The sequence below is a fragment of the Pseudoalteromonas sp. SCSIO 43101 genome, assembly GCF_023650775.1.
In the GTDB taxonomy this organism is placed as follows: Bacteria; Pseudomonadota; Gammaproteobacteria; order Enterobacterales; family Alteromonadaceae; genus Pseudoalteromonas; species Pseudoalteromonas apostichopi.
Window position 1 is genome coordinate 3,482,560 of record NZ_CP072673.1, and the last position, 20,989, is coordinate 3,503,548.

At 42.1% G+C, this 20,989-nt stretch carries 20 protein-coding genes; 8 read left to right on the forward strand and 12 right to left on the reverse strand.

Going from position 1 to position 20,989, the window contains the following annotated elements; all coding sequences use genetic code 11:
• Positions 1-13: 13 nt before the first annotated feature.
• From rpsS to rpsJ, 6 genes are read right to left on the reverse strand one after another with little or no spacing between them, the layout of a single operon-like run.
• Positions 14-292 (reverse strand): 30S ribosomal protein S19, encoded by a 279-nt coding sequence (gene rpsS, locus J8Z25_RS16200; RefSeq protein ID WP_010376377.1) that lies wholly within the window; start codon positions 290-292, stop codon positions 14-16.
• Positions 293-308: 16 nt separating this feature from the next.
• Complete coding sequence (rplB, locus tag J8Z25_RS16205; RefSeq protein WP_130050277.1) at positions 309-1,133, reverse strand: 50S ribosomal protein L2; 825 nt, start codon at positions 1,131-1,133, stop codon at positions 309-311.
• 17 nt (positions 1,134-1,150) lie between these two features.
• Positions 1,151-1,453 (reverse strand): 50S ribosomal protein L23, encoded by a 303-nt coding sequence (gene rplW / locus J8Z25_RS16210; RefSeq protein WP_054552368.1) that lies wholly within the window; start codon positions 1,451-1,453, stop codon positions 1,151-1,153.
• Positions 1,450-2,055 (reverse strand): 50S ribosomal protein L4, encoded by a 606-nt coding sequence (rplD, locus tag J8Z25_RS16215; RefSeq protein ID WP_062568199.1) that lies wholly within the window; start codon positions 2,053-2,055, stop codon positions 1,450-1,452. The genes rplW and rplD overlap by 4 nt, the downstream gene beginning before the upstream one ends.
• Before the next feature lie 17 nt (positions 2,056-2,072).
• A complete protein-coding gene (gene rplC, locus J8Z25_RS16220; RefSeq protein ID WP_036974218.1) occupies positions 2,073-2,708 on the reverse strand; it encodes a 50S ribosomal protein L3 in 636 nt (211 codons plus the stop codon).
• A 27-nt stretch (positions 2,709-2,735) separates the two neighbouring features.
• Complete coding sequence (gene rpsJ / locus J8Z25_RS16225) at positions 2,736-3,047, reverse strand: 30S ribosomal protein S10 (protein ID WP_002957900.1); 312 nt, start codon at positions 3,045-3,047, stop codon at positions 2,736-2,738.
• 431 nt (positions 3,048-3,478) lie between these two features.
• Here rpsJ and plsB point away from each other — a divergent pair, with 431 nt between their 5' ends.
• Positions 3,479-5,929, forward strand: coding sequence for a glycerol-3-phosphate 1-O-acyltransferase PlsB (gene plsB / locus J8Z25_RS16230; RefSeq protein ID WP_167658234.1), 2,451 nt, complete (start codon positions 3,479-3,481; stop codon positions 5,927-5,929).
• On the opposite strand, the gene tesB is transcribed toward plsB, so the two are convergent.
• The gene (gene tesB, locus J8Z25_RS16235; protein ID WP_130050275.1) at positions 5,926-6,783 is read right to left on the reverse strand and encodes an acyl-CoA thioesterase II; all 858 of its coding nucleotides are present in this window, start codon (positions 6,781-6,783) and stop codon (positions 5,926-5,928) included. The genes plsB and tesB overlap by 4 nt on opposite strands.
• A gap of 79 nt (positions 6,784-6,862) precedes the next feature.
• On the opposite strand from tesB, the gene J8Z25_RS16240 reads away from it, so the two are divergent.
• Together J8Z25_RS16240 and J8Z25_RS16245 are read left to right on the forward strand one after the other, a co-directional pair.
• A complete protein-coding gene (locus J8Z25_RS16240; RefSeq protein WP_130050274.1) occupies positions 6,863-7,321 on the forward strand; it encodes an EVE domain-containing protein in 459 nt (152 codons plus the stop codon).
• Between the two features lie 77 nt (positions 7,322-7,398).
• Positions 7,399-8,430, forward strand: coding sequence for a cytosolic protein (locus J8Z25_RS16245; RefSeq protein ID WP_239977045.1), 1,032 nt, complete (start codon positions 7,399-7,401; stop codon positions 8,428-8,430).
• Positions 8,431-8,459: 29 nt separating this feature from the next.
• Here J8Z25_RS16245 and J8Z25_RS16250 read toward each other — a convergent pair whose 3' ends face one another.
• Entirely contained in the window at positions 8,460-8,672 is a 213-nt protein-coding gene (locus J8Z25_RS16250) for a hypothetical protein (protein ID WP_130050272.1), read from the reverse strand.
• Positions 8,673-8,835: 163 nt separating this feature from the next.
• Entirely contained in the window at positions 8,836-9,900 is a 1,065-nt protein-coding gene (locus tag J8Z25_RS16255) for a potassium channel family protein (protein WP_054563927.1), read from the reverse strand.
• 145 nt (positions 9,901-10,045) lie between these two features.
• Between J8Z25_RS16255 and J8Z25_RS16260 the strand changes: the two genes are divergently transcribed.
• Both J8Z25_RS16260 and J8Z25_RS16265 read left to right on the forward strand, forming a co-directional pair.
• Positions 10,046-10,999 carry a chemotaxis protein CheV gene (locus tag J8Z25_RS16260; RefSeq protein WP_130050271.1) on the forward strand — a complete coding sequence of 318 codons (954 nt, stop codon included), beginning with the start codon at positions 10,046-10,048 and terminating at the stop codon, positions 10,997-10,999.
• Between the two features lie 114 nt (positions 11,000-11,113).
• On the forward strand, positions 11,114-12,427 hold the full coding sequence (locus J8Z25_RS16265) for a short-chain fatty acid transporter (protein WP_130050270.1): 1,314 nt from the start codon (positions 11,114-11,116) through the stop codon (positions 12,425-12,427).
• 54 nt (positions 12,428-12,481) lie between these two features.
• Here the strand turns inward: J8Z25_RS16265 and J8Z25_RS16270 are convergent, their stop codons facing one another.
• A complete protein-coding gene (locus tag J8Z25_RS16270; protein ID WP_130050269.1) occupies positions 12,482-13,498 on the reverse strand; it encodes a metalloprotease in 1,017 nt (338 codons plus the stop codon).
• Between the two features lie 175 nt (positions 13,499-13,673).
• Here J8Z25_RS16270 and J8Z25_RS16275 point away from each other — a divergent pair, with 175 nt between their 5' ends.
• Positions 13,674-14,894 (forward strand): EAL domain-containing response regulator, encoded by a 1,221-nt coding sequence (locus J8Z25_RS16275; RefSeq protein WP_130050268.1) that lies wholly within the window; start codon positions 13,674-13,676, stop codon positions 14,892-14,894.
• On the opposite strand, the gene J8Z25_RS16280 is transcribed toward J8Z25_RS16275, so the two are convergent.
• Positions 14,891-15,955 carry a hemolysin family protein gene (locus tag J8Z25_RS16280; protein WP_130050267.1) on the reverse strand — a complete coding sequence of 355 codons (1,065 nt, stop codon included), beginning with the start codon at positions 15,953-15,955 and terminating at the stop codon, positions 14,891-14,893. The two genes, J8Z25_RS16275 and J8Z25_RS16280, sit on opposite strands and share 4 nt — an antisense overlap.
• A 144-nt stretch (positions 15,956-16,099) precedes the next feature.
• On the opposite strand from J8Z25_RS16280, the gene J8Z25_RS16285 reads away from it, so the two are divergent.
• Both J8Z25_RS16285 and J8Z25_RS16290 read left to right on the forward strand, forming a co-directional pair.
• Positions 16,100-18,595 (forward strand): alpha/beta hydrolase family protein, encoded by a 2,496-nt coding sequence (locus J8Z25_RS16285; RefSeq protein ID WP_250661421.1) that lies wholly within the window; start codon positions 16,100-16,102, stop codon positions 18,593-18,595.
• A gap of 165 nt (positions 18,596-18,760) precedes the next feature.
• A complete protein-coding gene (locus tag J8Z25_RS16290; protein ID WP_130050265.1) occupies positions 18,761-19,465 on the forward strand; it encodes a response regulator transcription factor in 705 nt (234 codons plus the stop codon).
• Between the two features lie 8 nt (positions 19,466-19,473).
• On the opposite strand, the gene J8Z25_RS16295 is transcribed toward J8Z25_RS16290, so the two are convergent.
• On the reverse strand, positions 19,474-20,985 hold the full coding sequence (locus tag J8Z25_RS16295) for a YifB family Mg chelatase-like AAA ATPase (RefSeq protein WP_250662046.1): 1,512 nt from the start codon (positions 20,983-20,985) through the stop codon (positions 19,474-19,476).
• Positions 20,986-20,989: the final 4 nt, after the last annotated feature.

Here is a 20,989-nt window from a genome sequence, read left to right on the forward strand (position 1 = left end):
TATCATTCCCCTCTTAACGTTTCTTCGCTTTCTTATCCGCAGCGTGACCGCGGTAAGTGCGAGTTGGTGCAAATTCACCTAGTTTGTGACCGATCATTTCGTCTGTGATGAACACAGGAACGTGCTGACGACCATTATGGACAGCGATGGTCAATCCGATCATGTTAGGTATGATCATTGAACGACGGCTCCAAGTTTTAATTGGCTTCTTGTCACCGCTTTCCAACGCTTTCTCTACCTTCTTCAGCAAGTGTAGGTCAATAAAAGGACCTTTCTTGAGAGAACGTGGCATGGCTATTCCTCAACTATTATTTAGTACGACGACGTACGATAAATTTATCAGTACGCTTGTTCTTACGTGTCTTAGCACCTTTAGTCGGTTTACCCCATGGAGACACAGGATGACGACCACCAGATGTACGACCTTCACCACCACCGTGCGGGTGATCTACCGGGTTCATGGCAACACCACGAACTGTCGGACGGATACCACGCCAGCGATTTGCACCAGCTTTACCTAGTGAACGAAGCATATGCTCAGCATTACCTACTTCACCAAGTGTTGCGCGACAGTCAGATAGAACTTTACGAACTTCGCCAGAACGAAGACGTAGAGTTACGTATTGACCTTCACGAGCAAGGATTTGAACGTATGCACCAGCAGAACGTGCGATTTGCGCACCTTTACCTGGTTTTAATTCTACGTTGTGAACAGTCGAACCTACAGGCATGTTACGCATTGGTAACGTGTTACCAGCTTTGATTGGTGCATCAATACCAGATTGGATTGAATCACCAGCTTTTAAGCCTTTAGGTGCAATAATGTAACGACGCTCACCGTCTGCATATAATACAAGAGCGATGTTTGCGCTACGGTTTGGATCATACTCTAGACGCTCAACAACAGCTGGAATGCCATCTTTAGTGCGTTTAAAGTCGATTACACGGTAATGATGCTTATGACCACCACCGATGTGACGAACCGTGATACGACCTTTGTTATTACGACCACCAGACTTAGAGTTTTTCTCTAGTAGTGGTGCGTAAGGTTTACCCTTATGTAGATCTGGGTTAACCACTTTAACCAGGTGACGACGACCCGCAGAAGTTGGTTTACACTTTTGAAGTGCCATAATTCTAACTCCCCTTATTACTCGGCGCCGCCGACAAAGTCTAGCTCGCTACCTTCTTTAAGAGTAACGTAAGCTTTCTTCCAGTCTGAACGACGACCGAAACGCATGCCAGTACGTTTTGTTTTACCCTTAACGTTTAGTGTGCGAACACCAGTTACTTCTACTTCAAAAAGCTTTTCTGCTGCAGCTTTGATTTCAGCTTTAGTTGCATCAGAAGCTACTTTGAAAACAATCGTGTTGTTTTCTTCAGCAGCGATAGTGCTTTTTTCAGAGATGTGTGGAGCAAGGATCACTTTTAAAAGACGTTCTTCACGGATCATGCTAGCGCCTCCTCAAGTTGCTTAACAGCAGCAGCTGTAATAAGTACCTTATCGAAAGCGATTAGGCTTACAGGATCGATACCAGCTACATCACGCGTGTCAACCTTGTATAGGTTACGTGCCGATAAGAAAAGATTCTCATCTACTTCTTCAGTCACGATTAGAACATCTTTAAGCTCAAGTTCTTTAAGCTTAGCAACTAGTTCTTTAGTTTTTGGTGCTTCAAGACCAAACTGTTCAACAACGATTAAACGCTCTTGACGAACTAATTCAGATAAGATGCTTTTGATCGCACCGCGGTACATTTTACGGTTTACTTTTTGGCTGTGATCTTGTGGTTTAGCTGCGAAGCTAACGCCACCTGAACGCCAAATTGGGCTACGAATTGTACCAGCACGTGCACGGCCAGTACCTTTTTGAGACCATGGTTTTTTACCACCACCGCTTACTTCAGAACGTGTCTTCTGAGCACGAGTACCTTGACGAGCACCTGCTGCGTAAGCAACAACTACTTGGTGTACTAATGCTTCGTTAAACTCACGTCCAAAAGTAGCTTCAGAAACTTCAAGAGCGCCAGAAGCGTCTTTAATTGCTAATTCCATCACTAAATCTCCAGGACTTATGCTTTAACAGCTGGTTTAACGATAACGTCACCGCCGATAGCGCCAGGTACTGCACCTTTAACTAAAAGCAAGTTACGCTCAGCGTCAACGCGAACTAGTTCTAAGTTTTGAGTCGTTACACGCTCAGCACCCATGTGACCGGCCATTTTCTTACCTTTAAACACCTTACCAGGTGATTGGTTTTGACCGATTGAACCAGGAGCACGGTGAGATAGAGAGTTACCGTGAGTAGCGTCTTGCATGCTGAAGTTCCAGCGCTTAACACCACCTTGGAAACCTTTACCTTTAGAAGTACCGGTTACGTCAACTTTGTTGATTTCGTTGAATAATTCAACAGTAAGCTCAGCGCCTACTTCAAAATCGCCTTCACCACCATTTAGGCGGAATTCCCACAGACCGCGACCCGCTTCAACACCAGCTTTAGCGAAGTGACCCGCTGCTGCTTTGTTTACACGGCTTGCTTTTTTAGTGCCTGCGGTTACTTGAAGCGCGTTATAACCGTCAGTTGCTTCAGATTTGATCTGAGCAATACGGTTAGGAGTCGCTTCGATAACTGTCACAGGGATAGATACACCATCTTCAGTGAAGATACGTGTCATACCCACTTTACGACCGACTAGACCTAATGCCATTTTCCTAAAACCTCTCTAATCTTCCGATTAACCCAGGCTGATTTGAACATCAACACCAGCAGCAAGATCTAAACGCATAAGAGCGTCAACAGTCTTGTCAGTTGGTTCTACGATGTCGATCAGACGTTTATGGGTGCGGATTTCGTACTGATCACGCGCGTCTTTGTTAACGTGCGGTGAAGTTAGTACAGTAAAACGTTCAAAGCGTGTAGGTAGTGGGATTGGACCACGTACTTGTGCGCCAGTGCGTTTCGCAGTTTCCACGATTTCCGCCGTTGATTGGTCAATCAAACGGTGGTCAAAAGCTTTTAGGCGAATACGAATGCGTTGATTTGACATTCTTAAACCTCAATATAAAGAGCATTTAAAAAGAGCATAAAAAAACGACCGAAACATACTTATTAATTAAGATGTCGGCTGTTCTCTTATATCTACGTTGAATTCCAAATCGGAATTCCTGTTTATTAGCTTGAAATCCAAGCTTAATTTTTCCTTCCAAGTTCCCGAGGGAATTTTGAAAGCCTGCGTATTATAGATAGATTGGTGATAAATGCAACAACTATTTTGAAAATCCCCAAGGTCTAAATTAAATTTTGTTTATTTTTCGAACTTTATCAATAACATTAGCGTCTTTAAATTATACTTGGTTCGGTAAAGGAGCTAGAAAATCGCTTTTAAATGGTCAGTCCAGTTAATAATTGTTATTCTATGCTGCTTATTTTTGACCACACTCGGTCTATTTAATATCTACTAATAACTTTGGTGAGTTGATGCGTATCATTAATCGTTGTTTAAATTTCATTTCTGCCGGTATGAACCGCTTGTTTGTAAAAAGTAAGGTGCTACCAGAAAACCCGATTGAACAATACAATCTAAACCCAGCCAACCCGACCTTCTATATTGTTAGGCTTAATGCGCGTTCTGATTTAGCCGCACTCGCACGGGTATGTAAGAAATACGGTTTACCAGACCCAACCGAAGAACAGTTATTAGGTAATGCTGAACTTGATCGCTTTATTGGTATTCAAAACCCGCCACCGCTAATTGGTAACAAAAGCAAACCAAGCAATGCCCTGCAACAAGGCAAACAGATTATTGACCATCTGATGCAATCAGGTGAGAAAAACGTTCAAGTTATCCCAGTGACGATTTTATGGGGCAGAAACCCAGGAAAAGAAAAGCCAGGTTTGGGAACTTTGGTATCTCACTCATTAACACCTAGCTGGTTTCGTAAGTTCTTTGTGCTGCTATTCTCTGGGCGCGATAACTTTATTCGTTTTAGTCAGCCGCTCGACTTATCTTTATTAGTAAATGAAAAAGCCGATGTTGATGAGCTTCCGCATAAATTATTACGTGTAGCCCGTGTACACTTTCGCCGTCAAAAACTAGCAGCGACAGGCCCGAAGATGCCATCGCGTGAGCAGCTTTTTAATTCGCTACTTGCATCACCAACAATTAAAAAAGCAATTCAAATAGAAGCGAAAGAAAAGAACATCAGCCAAGAGCAAGCTCGCCAAAATGCCCTTAAATTACTTGATGAGATTGCCGCCAATTACAGCGATGCAACTATTCGTGTTGCAGACCGTATTTTAACTTGGCTTTGGAATAAACTTTATAACGGTATTGATATTAAGTTTTCTGAACAAGTGCATGAGCTTACAGATAAAGGTCACGAGATTATTTATATGCCATGTCACCGCTCGCATATGGATTACTTATTGCTGACCTACTCTATTTACCATTTGGGCTTGGTTCCGCCGCATATCGCCGCAGGTATCAACTTAAACTTCTTCCCAGCAGGTGGTATTTTCCGTCGTAGTGGTGCTTTCTTTATTCGCCGCTCATTCGCGGGCAATAAATTGTATTCATCCGTATTTAAAGAGTACCTGAGCCAGTTATTTATCAAAGGCTATTCAGTAAAGTTTTACACTGAGGGTGGCCGTAGCCGCACTGGTCGCTTGTTACCCCCAAAAACAGGCATGCTCGCCATGACGTTGCAAGCCATGCTACGTGGCATTGATCGCCCTATTTCGATTGTTCCTGTATACATTGGTTATGAGCACGTAATGGAAATTAATACCTACTTAAAAGAGCTTGCTGGTAACGATAAGAAAGGTGAGTCGGTATTAGGTATCTTTAAAGCGATAAAAAACCTAAAAAACTATGGCCGTGGTTACCTAAACTTTGGCGACCCTATTTCGATTAATCAATACCTAAATGATCAACAACCTGATTGGCGTGAATCTATTCACCCAACTGATGTTCAGAAACCACAATGGCTTGGACCGCAGGTCGCCGAACTTGCTGATAAGGTAATGGTTAATATTAATAGTGCTGCTGCACTAAATGCAGTGAATCTACTTGCCATGATTTTATTAGTTAATGATAAACATGCATTGAGTAGACCTAAGCTGATTGCTCAACTTGAGTTTTATCTTCATTTACAACGTAGCGCCAGTTACAGTGAAAAGGTGACCACACCAGACGAAAGCGCAGAACAGCTACTAGAGCATGCACTCAAACTTAATAAGTTTGATGTTATCAGTGATGAATTTGGCGAAATTATCGCTATCAACGATAAAGAAAAAACACTGTTTAACTACTATCGAAATAACGTATTGCACTTATTTGCAGTTCCAAGCTTATTGGCGCTGCATTTATTCAAGGCACACAAAACGACCTTAGCAGAGTGCCAAGCCTTAATTGCGCGTTTTTACCCGCTGTTTGCCAAAGAGTGGTTCCTACATGAGTTAGATGAAAACTACATTACTCGGGTTCTAGCAAGCTTCGTTGATCAAGATCTCATTGAAATTGATGGCGATAACATCAAGATCACCAACAGCAACGACTGTTTAGCAAAACTCGAAATGCTAGGTCGTGCCTTAAACCTAACGCTACAGCGTTACGCTATCGTGGTTGGCTTTATTCAAACTAGCAGTGGTATTGAGCGTGAAGAACTTGAACACGAAAGCCAAGTGTTAGCAGAGCGCTTAGGCACCTTGCATGGCATTAAAACCCCAGAGTTCTTTGATAAAAAAGTGCTTATTGGTTTTATTTCAAGCTTACGTGAGCAAAAGCTAATTACCGAAACAGAGCAAGGCTTAACGGGCAGCAATGAGCTGTGTGAAGTGTATTTATATCTTAAAGCATTGCTGCCAGCACGGGTCTGGCAGTCAATTGATGATATAGTGCAAAGCCAAGCTCAGCATTCAGAAAATTAACGCTGGCGCATGACCCCTTCTTGGATCGTTGAGGCAACCAAATTGCCTTGACGGTCAAAGAACTGACCTCGTACCAAACCACGACCAGAACTCGCACTTGGGCTATCAACCGAATATAAAATCCAATCATCAAGTCTAAAAGGACGGTGGAACCACATTGCATGGTCAATCGTCGCAACCTGCATATTCGGCTGCATAAACGATACACCGTGTGGCTGTAATGCGGTTGGTAAAAATTCAAAATCAGACGCGTACGCAAGTAAGTAATTATGAATACGCTGGTCATCAGGCATCTCACCATTTGCTTTAAACCAAATATGCTTAACTGGCTCCATAACTTGTGGTTTGAACGGGTTATGGAAAGTCACAGGACGCATTTCAATCGGTACTTCACGGATGAACTTATTACGAATTGGTTCAGGAATAAGCTCTGCATTTGCTTGGTAAAATTCAAGAGATGATTTTAATTCTTCAGGCTGAGGTACATCAGGCATCTGCGCTTGATGTGATAAGCCCTCTTCTTCACCTTGAAATGAGGCGGTCATGTAAAAAATCGGCTTACCGTATTGAATTGCTTTTACACGGCGAGTACTAAAGCTTTTACCATCACGAATATTCTCGACATCATAGACAATCGGCTTTGCAGCATCACCTGGGCGCAAAAAGTAAGAGTGTAAAGAGTGAACAATACGCCCTTGTGGTAATGTTTCTTTTGCTGCAGATAGGGCTTGCCCCATTACTTGACCACCGAATACAGCTCTAAACCCTAAATCTTGGCTTTGCCCGCGATACAAGCCTTGCTCAATCTCTTCTAACGACATTAATGACAGTAGGTCATCTAATACTTGGCTCATTTATTTATCCTCAATCCCGACAAGCGTTTAATGATACTATAGACTAATTGGAAGTAAATCTTTGTAAGAGCACCTCATTATGGCTTATTGGCTTTTTAAAACCGAACCCGATGCATTTTCAATTGATGATCTAAAGAACGCACCTGAGCAAACCTCTATGTGGGATGGCGTGCGTAATTATCAAGCCCGCAACTTTCTTCGCGATGGTATCAAGCAAGGTGACTTGGTGATGATTTATCATTCAAGTTGCAAACAGGTGGGTGTTGCAGGTATCGCGACGGTAACTCGCGAAGCCTATGCCGACCCAACACAGTTTGATTTAAATAGCGATTACTACGATGCCAAAGCAACCGCTGATAACCCGCGCTGGTTTGTGGTCGATGTGAAATATCAATCACACCTTAAAAAGCTAGTTAGCCTGCAAGCAATTAAAGCCAATGAGTCAATTACCGAAATAGCCCTTAAAAAAGGCGGACGACTGTCAGTAATGCCGGTAACCGAACATGATTGGCAACAGATCATAGCAATGAGCTATTAAAGTAGCGACCATTTTTAATGAGCTGCTATTTTTGCTATAATTTCGCCCCTTTATTTTAGAGGTACTAAGGGGGATGTATGAAATTACTGTATTGGTTAGAGGAATGGACCAGTCTCCCCCGCGATGAGCAACAAAGCCTTATGCCTATGACTGGCGGTGACTTGCTCGGCGATGTTTATGTAAAATACCATATCATTGATGCCAATAAGCCCCTGCTAATTACCTTCTCTCCTGCTGGAACAAATTATCAAGAACATGATATCACTGATGATTTTTCGCCTTGGGCTTATAAGCTCGCGAAAAAGCAAGATGTGAATATTATCGCCTTTCAACATTTAGGCATTAGTAACTGGTTTAGACACCGTAATCTGTTGTTTTTCATTGAGCAGCTAGCACCACTGATTAGTGGGTTTAAAGAACGGTTAGGTTATGGCTTGAGTCGAGGAGGCTTTGCCGTTGGTGCATTTGCCAATCTATTAAAGCTTGATAAAGTTTTACTCTTTCACCCTGTTAGCACAAAAAACAAAGAAAAAGCGCCATGGGATGATCGTTCAAGCACCGAAATCGCGCAAAAATTCGATTGGAACGGTGACTACCACGATTTAGATTTAGGCCATGCAAAGGGTTATATTATTTACGATCCAACGAATCGCATCGACCGCGCTCATGCTAAACGTTACCCACAACTAACCCACTTACGCGTGTTTGGTATGGGCCATAGTGTTCATGCAACATATTTAAATAAGTTTGGCTTTTATAAAGATGTTGCTGTTGATTTTATTAGCCACCAGCAAGTTGATATAGCCCAGTTCCGCCAACAAACAAAAACCCTGCGCTTTAAAGAAGACTATTATCGTCGTCTAAATAAAGCAAACAAGAGTTCGCCACATCGTTTAGCCTTACTAAGCACCGCGCATACAATTTTAGCAGAAGAAAAAGCTGAGCATATGCAAGAACAAAAGGATGCGATTGATGTGCAACCGCTGATTGATGTTGCAATCAAACATCAAGATGAACACCCAAACGATGCTATTAAGGTATTAGAAGTAGCGCAGCAACTCTCACCGGATGACCCTGTGATAGATCATAAACTAAAACAGTTGAAGTGATACAGCAGCTTGAAGCCTTAAGGCGTAAGTTAACCCTTGGGTTTTACTTTGCGGTGTTTTTTGACCCGTCCGTGTTTGGGGATAATTGTTAAGTACATCACTAAAGCTAACCACGAAAAGAAGATGATACCTATTAACCAAGCATTCTTTTCGTGGCCCTGAGTGCGTTTACTATTGAGCACAATGACCACAGGTAAGATGTAGGCACTCAATACAATAATTAAAAACGCAACTTCACTCATAAATACCAATTCGCTTAATTAAGTGGTCCATTTTGAGGCAATAAAACCTTGTTGATAGCAAGGCAAAAATTTTGTTATTTAGTTGTTCTAAATGAGGAATTTTTAACGCAGTTAGCAACAGGTTTAATCCCTCAAAATGATTAAGTATTATTGCGGATTGGTACTATACCAACGCTGACCAATCAACTTCGTCGCTCAAAACACGCTCCGCAGCAATATAATGCAAAATATCTCCCTCACTTACTACATAATCAAGTGGCGGGTTTAAGTCCATATTTTTTGCACTCAAGTTATGTGCGACACCCAGTAGTATAGCATCGTGACTATATTTAAAGTGATGAAACAGCTTGCCAAATTCCATTGCTTGCACGCCTTTTGGAATTGGTAAACTAAATTGAGTATCCCCGTGTAGTGTCGATAACAACTCTTCTTGCACGCGGCTTGAACCTGGGTCTTGCATTGAACGCACTAATATCTCTGCTGATTTAGCACTGCTACATTCTACATTGTGGCAATGCTCATGTAGCATTTCGATTTTAGTTTCATCAGTAAAGTGCGCACTGATGTGGCACTGTTCATTGACCAACTTGCTAATACGCAGGGCTGTTGTAAACGTTTGGTCATCATCTTGGCCATCAATTATAATTTTGTCGGCGCGATCAATGGCGATTCTTTTCAACTCATCTAAGTCAGTAAAGCTACTTAGCCGAGCAAAATCAACCATCGGATTTGCTAAAAATGGATGTTCCATTTGCTCTGTGACCGCCAATAGAATACGACGATCTAAACGTTTATGATCGGCCAAAATATAGTCAACCATCTTCTTAGTCCGTGTATCGTGCCAACCAAAGATAATTATGTGATTGTTTATATGTGCGAAGCTTTTATCACCCGTCATAGCGCGCCTAATTAAATAAGTTACTGTTTGCCCTGTTTTTCCTAACAGAACGCCAAATAATGCTAAACCAAAAGGTATTTGTAGTAATGCGACAATCCAACGGCCAAGCTCTGTGCTAGCGCTAAAGTCGCCATAGCCAACTGTTGATGTTGTTACTACATAATAATAAAAATAAGTACTGAGTGGTGTGAGCGCTTGCTCTCCTGCAAGCATAAGTAGCCACCAAATAAGTAGCATATGCAAAAGCGTAGTAAATACCACAGCCTGCCAACTTACTTGATCTATATGACTGCGAATAAGTACCACTAAACGATTAAATATATGATGCATAATCCTTGCGATTTATAGTGGAGGAAATTATCGATACGGTACTGTAATGCTTGCTCTTTGGCAACTGATGGAAAATTCCTAATGCATGTCGATGAAAAATAATAGTAGACTATACTATCTCTGTATTAGGTATTTAGGGTGAAATATGTCAGGTGTTCTTGCTTCTGTTGATAAGCGTACGCAACTGGTCGGTGAAAACCGCTTAGAGCTTTTGCTATTTTACCTACACAGCCGCCACTTATTCGCACTCAATGTGTTCAAAGTGAAAGAAGTGGTCAAGTTACCGCAAATTAGTAAAATTCCCCATGCGCATCCTAAAGTGTCTGGGGTCGTAAATATTCGCGGCGAATCCATTCCGGTGATTGATTTACGCAAAGCGATAAACATGCCAGAAGCTAAACACATCGAAGATACAAACCTCGTTATCACTGAGTACAATCGCACCGTGCAAGGCTTTTTAATTGGTAAAGTTGATCAAATTGTCAATATGACATGGTCAGATATCATGCCGCCGCCAACTGCTATTGGTAAAAATCACTACCTAACTGCCTTAACGAAATTGAAACGTGATGACCAAGAGCAGTTGGTTGAAATTATTGATGTAGAAAAAGTGCTCGCCGAAATCGTTGAATACGAAGTCCAAATATCTGAAGATATTCTTGATAAAAGCATCGTGAACGAATTTGCAGGCCGCAAAATTCTTCATGCCGATGATTCACCTACAGCACGTAAGCAAGTAAGCGATACATTATCGCAACTTGGTATCGAAATCATACCTGCTCGTAACGGACTTGAAGCACTTGAGATGTTAAAAGGCTGGGCTGATCAAGGCAAAGATGTTGAGAAAGAACTACTTATGGTGATCACCGATGCTGAAATGCCAGCAATGGATGGCTACCGTTTAACACACGAAATTCGTAACGACAGCCGAATGAAGAACTTACATATCGTTCTTAATACATCCCTAAGCGGAAGCTTTAACCAAGCTTTAGTTGAGAAGGTTGGCTGTAATGCCTTTTTATCCAAGTTCCAGCCAATACTATTAGTAGAAGAAGTTCAAGCTCGCTTAAAAGCCGTGCTAGAGCAAGACTCACAGTAATCGCTATAGCATCTGTTTTTAAACGCATCAGCTAAAGCAACGGCGTCGCAATTTGCCAATTATCGTTATTCATGATTTATTGGCATTATCGATTCGACGACAACAATAAAAACTATGCTAAATCGCGTTGCTAAACCATTCACTAAACTAGTTGAGCGTTATCTACCCGACCCGTTTGTATTTGTTATTTTACTCACCTTACTGAGCTTCATCGTTGCAAGTCTCTTTACTCCGTCAACGCCCACGCAGGTACTCGCGGCTTGGGGAGGTGGGTTTTGGAACCTATTACAATTTGCCATGCAAATGCTGCTGGTGCTGCTAACGGGCTACATGCTAGCGAGTACCCCTGTTATGCGCAGCATACTCAACAAACTTGCAACTCTCGCCAACAGCCCTGCCAAAGCGATCATACTCGTTACGCTCGTGTCTTTATTGGCTAGCTGGCTAAATTGGGGCTTTGGTTTAGTGATTGGCGCTTTGTTCGCCAAAGCAATTGCGAAACAAACCCGCGTTGATTACCGTTTACTAGTTGCCAGTGCTTATTCTGGTTTTATTGTTTGGCATGGCGGCTTAGCCGGCTCAGTACCGCTGACTATCGCAACCGATGGTCACTTTTCACAGCAAAGCATTGGCATAATAGGCACCGAGAACACGATCTTTTCAGCATTCAATATCGCCATCGTTGTGGGCTTATTTATTATTATGCCGCTGGTAAATCGCTATATGTTGCCAAGCGAAAAAGACAGCGTTTATGTTGACCTAGCAAAGCTTGAAGATGAATCACAACAAATAGCGACGCCTACCCGCCCTGCCGAAGTCATCGAGCACAGTCGCTTACTTGGTATGGGGGTAGGTGCCGTTGGTCTTGCCTATTTATTCTATTATTTTGTGCTAAACGGTGGCGGCTTAAACTTAAATAGCGTGATCGCTATTTTCTTATTCAGTGCAATTTTACTGCATCAAACACCACATAATTTACTAAGCAGCTTACAACAAGCAATCCCCAGCGGCGCTGGTATTGTCATTCAATTTCCATTTTATGCTGGGATCATGGCGATTATGGTAAAAACGGGACTCGCTCAACAAATCTCTGAAGGGTTTATTGCCATTGCAACCGCCGAGACGCTGCCATTTTGGAGCTTTGTAAGTGCAGGGTTTGTGAATATATTTGTGCCATCAGGCGGCGGCCAGTGGGCAGTGCAAGCGCCGATTGTCATTCCAGCCGCACAAACACTTGGCGCTGATATGCCACGAGTTGCTATGGCGGTTGCATGGGGCGATGCCTGGACCAACCTAATTCAACCGTTCTGGGCACTCCCTGTGCTTGCTATTGCAGGCCTAAAAGCAAAAGACATCATGGGCTTTTGCCTTGTACAGCTGATCATCACCGGCGTGTTTATATCTTTGATGCTGAGCTTTTATCCTTAACTCAAAATTAGGAAGTGAAAAAACACTTCCTAATATTTAATATTGCAATGCTTATTAACTTGCTAAAATCTTCATTGGTAAGCTTAGGATTGCGCTTTCTGAATCGGCAAAGTGCATCATCACTGCCACATGACCTGCAACAACCAGTGCGTACATTACCGCAGAGAAGCCTTGCCCATAAGTATCAAGAGGGATGAGGTGTGAGTAGTGACGTCCGCGCCACTCAAAGATAATCTCAAGTGCCCCTACAAATAAGAAGAACACAAGTAGCATCAAACCAAAGGTGTAGCTTAGCCATAAGCCAAATAACACACCTAACAAACACACACTTAGACCTATCCATGAACGCATCGAAAAACTAATACTTTTAAGTACATGGCCGCCATCTAAGGGCAGAATAGGTAACAAGTTGAATAGGTTTAACAGTGCACTGAGTACCGCCACACCAGCGAATATTTCCATTTCAGTGGCGTAGTAAAGCACGACTCCCAGTACTGAGGTAATTAAGCCAAAAGCGGGCCCCATGAGTGAGATCACCACATCTTGCCATCGCGTGGTAATTTTATCATCGGAAACAGCCAAACCACCAACAAAGGGAATAAGGTAAATACCTTTAGTTTTAATGCCAAAATATTTCATAGCACGCACATGACCATATTCATGTACAACCAAGCAAGCAATTAACATTAAGGCAAATTCAATGGAAAATAACCAAGCGTAGCCTGCCACCGAAGCGCCCGCTAAAGCTGCTTTCACTACTTTTGCACTTTTGAATAATTTAAAACCCAGTGCCAGCAAACCTATAATGCCGCGTTTTGGTTCAGCTTCTTGTAACTCAGGTAAAGCAAGTTGGCTCACCTGCTGCTGGTTAACAAAAATTGCTAAGCTTTTTTCGTGCACTTTACTGGTATCAAGACCAATACGCTGCCCCTGAAAATCAAACTCATAAAGTTCGAGCTCTGGGTTATCGAAGGCAATTGCTTGTTGTTGATGAAAAAGCTGAATTAACTGTGAGCCATTTAAATGCAAAATAAAGGTTTCGTCTGCGAGACTCAGCTGAAGTCTGACCATAGTTCTTATATATACGAATAAAAAGTGCGGCCATTATACTTAGGCCTTGCAAAATTACTAATTTCCTTTAGGGACAAGGTTGTGTATTTTTTACGCTATAAAACAGGTAAAAAACATGACTAAATACCTTTTATCTACTACTTTTAACTTTAGCGTTCTTGTTCATGGAGTGAATATGGTGAAGTCAAATAGACACATTCTCGTAGTAGATGACTCTAAAGCCATCTTGATTGTTATGCATGCCATTTTAAATGAGCTTGAGGTTCCGCATATAACAACCTGTCTAAGTGCCGAAGAAGCATTAGAAAAGGTGAAAAAAGCCCCTCACTTTTTTGATGCTATTTTTACTGATCTCAACATGCCAGACATGGATGGTATGGAGCTTATTCGTCATTTAGGCTCTATGAAGTACCATGGAGCAATTGCTATTATTTCGGAAATGGATCCTAAAGTTATTGACCTTGCTGCTGATCTGGCACGTAAGCATAACGCCCACTTAATTGGTAATGTCACTAAACCGGTACAGCTAAATCAGGTTTATTTACTACTGCAAAAACTTGAGCACTTTGCTATTCATGTTGAGCGCACCAAAACCCCTATTTCTGAGTCACTGTTACTACACGCTATCAGCCATAATGAAATTATTCCGTTTTATCAGCCTAAGATTAATCGCCATGATAATCGGGTCGAAAGTATTGAGGTACTTGCCCGTATAAATACTAGCCAAGAAGAGGAAATAATCTTACCGGATCGTTTCATTTGCATAGCTGAAGACCTAGATTTAATAAACCTCATCACATTTCAATTATTTGAAAAGGCGACTAACGACTTTGCAGAAATCAAAGAGCAGTTTGATCCTAACTTAAAATTGGCGTTTAACTTATCACCCTCACAGCTCGAGGACTTAAGTTGCCCAGATAAACTCGCTTTAATACTTCACCTTAACAACTTAACACCAAGTGAAGTAATTTTAGAAATTACCGAACAGTATGCGCTCCGTAGTACTGCTCAACTTGAAACACTCAACCGCCTGAGAATGCGCGGTTTTGGTATTTCACTTGATGACTTTGGCACAGGGTTTACTAATGTTCAGCAGCTAAAAACGCTGCCATTTACCGAAATAAAGATCGATCGCACCCTGATTAGCAATATTGAAACCGACCAGTTTTCCCAAGTGATTGTTAGTAGTTTGGTGAATATAGCAATTCAAGAAGACCTTGCCATTGTTGCTGAAGGCATTGAGCGTGTGGAAGAGCTTGAGTACCTTGACCGCTACAAAGAGTTTATTTTAATGCAGGGCTTTTTACTGTGCCGCCCGAAGGCCAAAGAAGATTTTTTAAATTGGTCACTCTCATGGCGGCAAATGGTAAAGACGGCAGCAGGACACCGCCGTTAAGGATTACGCTTATCGTCACTAACGATGGTATTACTCGATGCTAAACGTTGTCGCCAGCGCTGTTTGGCGACTTTTTGCATATTAGCTGATTGATCATGCTCATCAACAATTTCGAGCCCCATTAATGCTTCAATTAAATCTTCAAGAGTGACAATACCTTGTACATCACCGTACTCATCTACCACTAAACAAATGTGAGTACGCTCTGACAGTAAAGTCTCGAGTAAGGTCGGCACATGCAAGGTTTCTGGTACGGTGTAAATAGGCTTAACAAGCTTGCTAATTTTATAGTCTTCACCTAAGCGATGATAAGCCAGCATGATGTCATTTTTATGCACGAAGCCAATAATATCGTCACCATTTTTGTCATACACCAATACCCTTGAAAACGAAGACGAACCATGTTCCGACAAGTATTGGTTTACAGTTAAATCTTTATGTACTTTAAAAAGCACCGTACGTGGCGTCATTAAGGTATCGAGTTTGGCATGACGAAAATGCAGCAGGCTGCGAATGATTTCAGATTCATCTTGCCCAAGCGCTCCTGACTCAGAGCCAATATCAGCCATTGCTTCAATCTCTTGGCGGATGTAATAAGCTTCATCGTAATTACGCCCCAAAAAGCGCGTTAAGATATCTGCAAACCACACAAAAGGTTTTAAAATAAATACCAACCAAATGAGGCTCACACTAACAATGGGGGTTAATCCTCGCCAATAATTAGCGCCTAATGTTTTAGGAATAATTTCAGAAAGCACCAGTACTAATAACGTCATAATTGCGGAGGCAACGCCAACTGCTGCATCTGAAAACACCACTGCAGCTTGTGCGCCAACGCCAGCGGCGCCTGCCGTGTGCGCTATGGTATTTAACGTCAGTATTGCTGCTAAAGGTTGGTCTATATTATCTTTAAGCTTACCAACACGTTTTGCCAGTTGCGGTTGTTGCTTTCTGAGCATGGCAACATAACTTGGTGTAATACTTAACAGTACCGCCTCCATCACTGAGCACAAAAACGAAACCGCAATGGCAACAAACATATAAACAAGTAACAATGTCACTGTAAGCCCTCTTAAAAAGTTAACCTGCTCACCATAGCAATTGAAAACCACAAGCTCAAACCCGACTGCAATCTAACGCAGAGCACTTTTTGGGTAATTTGCAGCGTGCTATATTGGTTTAAATTACCTTCAACAGGCGAAACTATGACACTTTCAACTACTTGGCTAAGCCAATCAGCCAAGCTAAAAACAACATTTAGTGCATTAGCGCTATGTGCATTAAGCAATACTGCAATGGCCGCTGCCATTGATAAATCAGCGGTGCAATTTATTGGTCCTCTTGGCGAAGATATGCAACTTAAGCCATATCAAACGGACCATCGTGATGCCATTATTGCCAACCTATTACCTAGCTTACAGAAAAGCAGCAATAGCATTCGTGTATTTGGTAATGAGCTTGACTGGCAATCATTCGACAAAATTAGTGCGCTAACACTTGGTGGTTTACAAGCCCTTAAATTTACCGCCTCAGCTGAGCGCTTTAGCCAAGGCTCATTAACGCTTAAAGGCATTGAAAACGCACAGCTATTTATTGATGGTGAAAAGCAAACAGAAAAGAATAAAAGCTATGAGCTAGCTTTAAGCCAAGGCGATCATCAGTTTGTTATCATTACTGAACAAGTTGCCAACAGGAATGAGGTTGAGCTTGATTTTACAGCTAAGTCTGAACTAGATGCTGTGCAATTTAGCGCTAAACAACAACACGGTTTGTCTGCTAAGCAATTATTCGATGCGCCAACGGTAAGTTATATTTCAATGGCGCCAAATGGCGATTACTTCATTACTAGCCAACGTCATTACGAAGATGCAACCGCTAATCAAGCGCAATATGTTACTGAGCTTAAAGACGCCAAAAACAACACCCTTTATCGTTTTGAGTCAGCCCAACCGAGTAACATTACTTGGAGCCCAGATAGTAAAACTTTAGTGTATCTATTAAATGGCGAGCTTAAACGTTTAAACCTAAAAACCATGCAACTTAACGTGATTGCTAAAAACCTTGCTGGTGCAAATGGTTTTCAGTTTTTTGATAACAACAGCTTAATTTTTAGTTGGTCAAAATCTCCAACAGATAATGGTAAGCTCACTAAACATTATCAAGGCCTGCAAGACCGTTGGTCTTATGCTCGTACTACATCGCAAGTATATTTACTCGATATCGCTACAGGTCTAAGCAAAATCTTAAGCCAAGGCCCGCTTAGCCATTCACTTGAAGATTTTGATGCTAAAAACGGCCACGTTTTAATGAGCCGCTCAGCACAAGCAATGCAGCTATCACCACAACCCGCAACTGAACTTGTTGAGTTAGACCTAACTACATCGGCCCTCACAGTACTTGGTCAATACAATACCTTTAATCAGGCTAAATATACTGATGACGGTATTTATGTCACTGCCGGCCCTGATTTTAATAATGGCTTAGGTCGTAATCTTCCTGAAGGAATGCTTGCTAATAACTATGACGGTCAACTTTATCTACTGAGCCGTGACGGTAAAAAAGCCAGCGCTCTAAGTAAAGAGTTTAACCCAGCTATCGGCCAGTTAAATGTGCTTGATAATGGTGATGCACTAATTAAAGTTACCGAGCGAGACACTGTGCAGCTTTATCAATTCGACTTGAGTAAAAAACGTTTTAATAAAGTGAATACGGGCTTTGATGTTGTTGAGCAAGTTAGCTATTCACACGAACGCACCCCGCGGATCTTGGTTACCGGCACCACAGCGTCAACACCTCAGCAGTTAAAACAACTACACTTAGGTAAGAATCGCGCTAAAGTATTGTGGGACTCTAAGCCAATTGGCTATGAAGATACTCAAGTAGCCTCACTGGAAGAGTTTAACTTTACTAATAAAGATGGCATTGAAATTAAAGGCCGTGTTTATCTGCCCCATGATTTAGATAGCAATAAACAATACCCTGCACTGGTTTATTACTATGGCGGTACATCGCCTGTAACACGTGGTTTTACGGGTCGTTACCCATTTAACTTATGGGCTGAGCATGGCTATGTTGTTTACGTTGTACAACCTACTGGTGCAACAGGTTTTGGCCAAGAGTTTTCAGCTAAACACGTAAACGCATGGGGTGAGTACACAGCCAACGACATCATTGACGGCACAAAAGCCTTTTTAGATAAATATAGCTTCGTAGATAGTAAACGTGTGGGTAATCTAGGTGCATCTTACGGTGGCTTTATGACCATGTTATTAGCAACCAAAACGGATATGTTCAGTGCATCGATTGCCCATGCGGGGATTTCAAATATCACCTCGTATTGGGGCCAAGGTTGGTGGGGTTACTTATACTCAGCTGAGGCATCTAAAAATAGCTACCCTTGGAACAATCCTACACTTTATAGCCAACATAGCCCTGTGTTTCATGCTGACAAAGTAACAACGCCGTTATTACTACTTCACGGTGACTCAGATACCAATGTACCTGTTGGTGAAAGTCACAATATGTACACGGCATTAAAATTATTGGGTAAGGATGTTGAGCTGATTGAGTACAAGGGTGCTGATCACCAAATATTTGCTCGCGATAAGCGCTTTGATTGGTGGAATACGATGTTGGCTTATTTTGATAAAAACTTAAAAGATCAGCCACAATGGTGGCAATATCTTTATCCTGAAAAGTAGTTTAGTTATTTAACTGGGCACTCGTTGAGTGCTCAGTTTTCCCTCTATTTAAAAAACGCTAAGCCATTAAATTGTAAGAAATAGTTACAAACTTCGCCATGACACTTCTCAGCCTTTGCCATACAGTGCTAACATAACAACAAATCAAGTGTGAAATTAAAGCGAATGACTATTCAAGTTTTATTGGTTGAAGACGACGAATTACTCGTTAAACGCATTCTTAATCATTTTAAAGAAACTGAGTTTAATATTGAGGTAGATTCAACGGGTGCAGATGCACTAAGCATTGTGCAATCACGTGCTTCGTCTAAAGAAGCAATTTCTCTAGCAGTTATCGATATTGTATTACCAAAGCGCGATGGGCTGCTTCTTGCCAAAGAACTTAACGCCTTAACTGATATTGGTGTTATTGTACTGTCTAGTCGTGACTCGCAAGCTGACCGTATTGCCGGACTTGCACAAGGTGCCGATGACTACATTTGCAAGCCAGTTGACTTACTAGAACTTGAACTAAGAATGCGCGCCCTTTTTAAACGTATAAAAGGCTCACAGCATGATGATGAAAGTGAAGAATTTATAGAATATTCCGACTTTAAACTGCACCCAGATAACCGCACATTGATCACTCCTAATGGTGAAGAGTCTCGTCTTACAGAGGCAGAGCACAAGGTACTTATTTGTCTCATTGCAAATGCTGGTAAGGCCACATCACGTGAAAAAATTTCCGAAGAAATTGGTCAACCTGACTGGAGCCCAAGCGATCGTACCGTTGATGTACTTATTGGCCGCTTACGTAAAAAGTTAAGCGATGAAAAAGACCAAAAACGTATCGTTACCGTTCGCGGCAAAGGCTACATGCTATCTATTTAGCAAGCTTGCTAATACTGCGTTAATTGGCTAATTAACCTTTCAAAGGCGCGATAATTCAACGCCTCTTTTAGTTCGTTTAAGGTAATTGAAGGCTGCGCTTTTAAGTCGCTAATGGTACGCGCAACTTTAATAACACGATGATATGAGCGCGGTGAAAGTGCCAGTTTTTCACTGGCTTTTGCTAAAAACTGCAGCTCAGCAGCTGCCAACTCACAATGAATGCTCATTTCTTTATTATTCAAGCGCGCATTCACTTTGCCTTGTCGGTTAAGCTGAATTGTATAGGCTCTTTCGACTCTGGCTCTCACCTCTTCACTACTCTCTTCCACTTGCGTGCTCTGTAATTGGCTACTGGTAAGTCGCGGCAGCTCAATTTGTAAATCAATCCTATCGATAAATGGCCCAGACACCCGAGATAAGTACCGCAGAACTTGATCTGGTGTTGCACGTTTATCGGTATGACTTCCTGTGGGGCTAGGGTTTAATGCGGCGATTAGCTGGAATTGCGATGGAAATTCCATTTGTCGTGCCGCTCGCGATATTGTTACAACACCTGTTTCCATTGGTTCGCGCAATGAGTCGAGCACTTTTCTTTCGAATTCGGGCAGTTCATCTAGAAACAGTACGCCATTATGAGCAAGGGAGATTTCACCCGGCTTAGGGTTCGAAGAACCACCGACTAGGGCAACTGCAGAGCAAGTATGATGAGGGTTTCTGAAGGGGCGTTCACGCCAATTAGATAAATCAACCGATTGACCAATAATAGAATATAACGCGGCAGTACTAATTGCTTCATCATCGGACATAGTTGGCATAATCGTTGGCATACGCTGGGCAAGCATTGATTTACCAGTACCTGGAGGACCAAGAAACAGCAAATTATGGCCACCAGCGGCAGCAATTTCGAGCACTCTTTTTGCGCCAGGCTGGCCTTTCACATCGCTTAAATCGAGTAGTGAATCACGCTGCGACTGCTGTTCTGGATAGCTAATATTAAGTGGTAAAGGTTGCTGATTTAATAAGTCATTCCAGACATCTTGTAAGGAGTAAACGGCTTTTCGAGAAACGCCCGACACTAGGCTTGCGAGGTTATCGTTTTCCGCGGGTAAGAAACAACAGCGGCCCAGCTCTTTTGCTCCCAATACCGATGGCAAAATAGCATTTACCCCTCTTACTTCACCATTTAAAGCCAACTCTCCGTAAAACTCATATCGATGTATATCAGGGCAGTTTATTTGCCCAGAGGCGACTAAAATACCCACAGCAATAGCCAGATCAAAACGACCACCCTCTTTAGGCAAATCGGCAGGCGCAAGGTTGACGGTTATACGTTGGTCGGGAAAACCAAACTGTGAGTTTTCAAGAGCGCTACGCACTCTGTCTTTCGACTCTTTGACTGATGCCTCTGGTAAGCCAACGATATGAAAAGCTGGCAAGCCATTTCCTAGGTGTACTTCAACAATTACTTCAGGGGCTTGCACACCTACTTGTGCACGTGAAAATATTCTAGCTAAAGACACAATC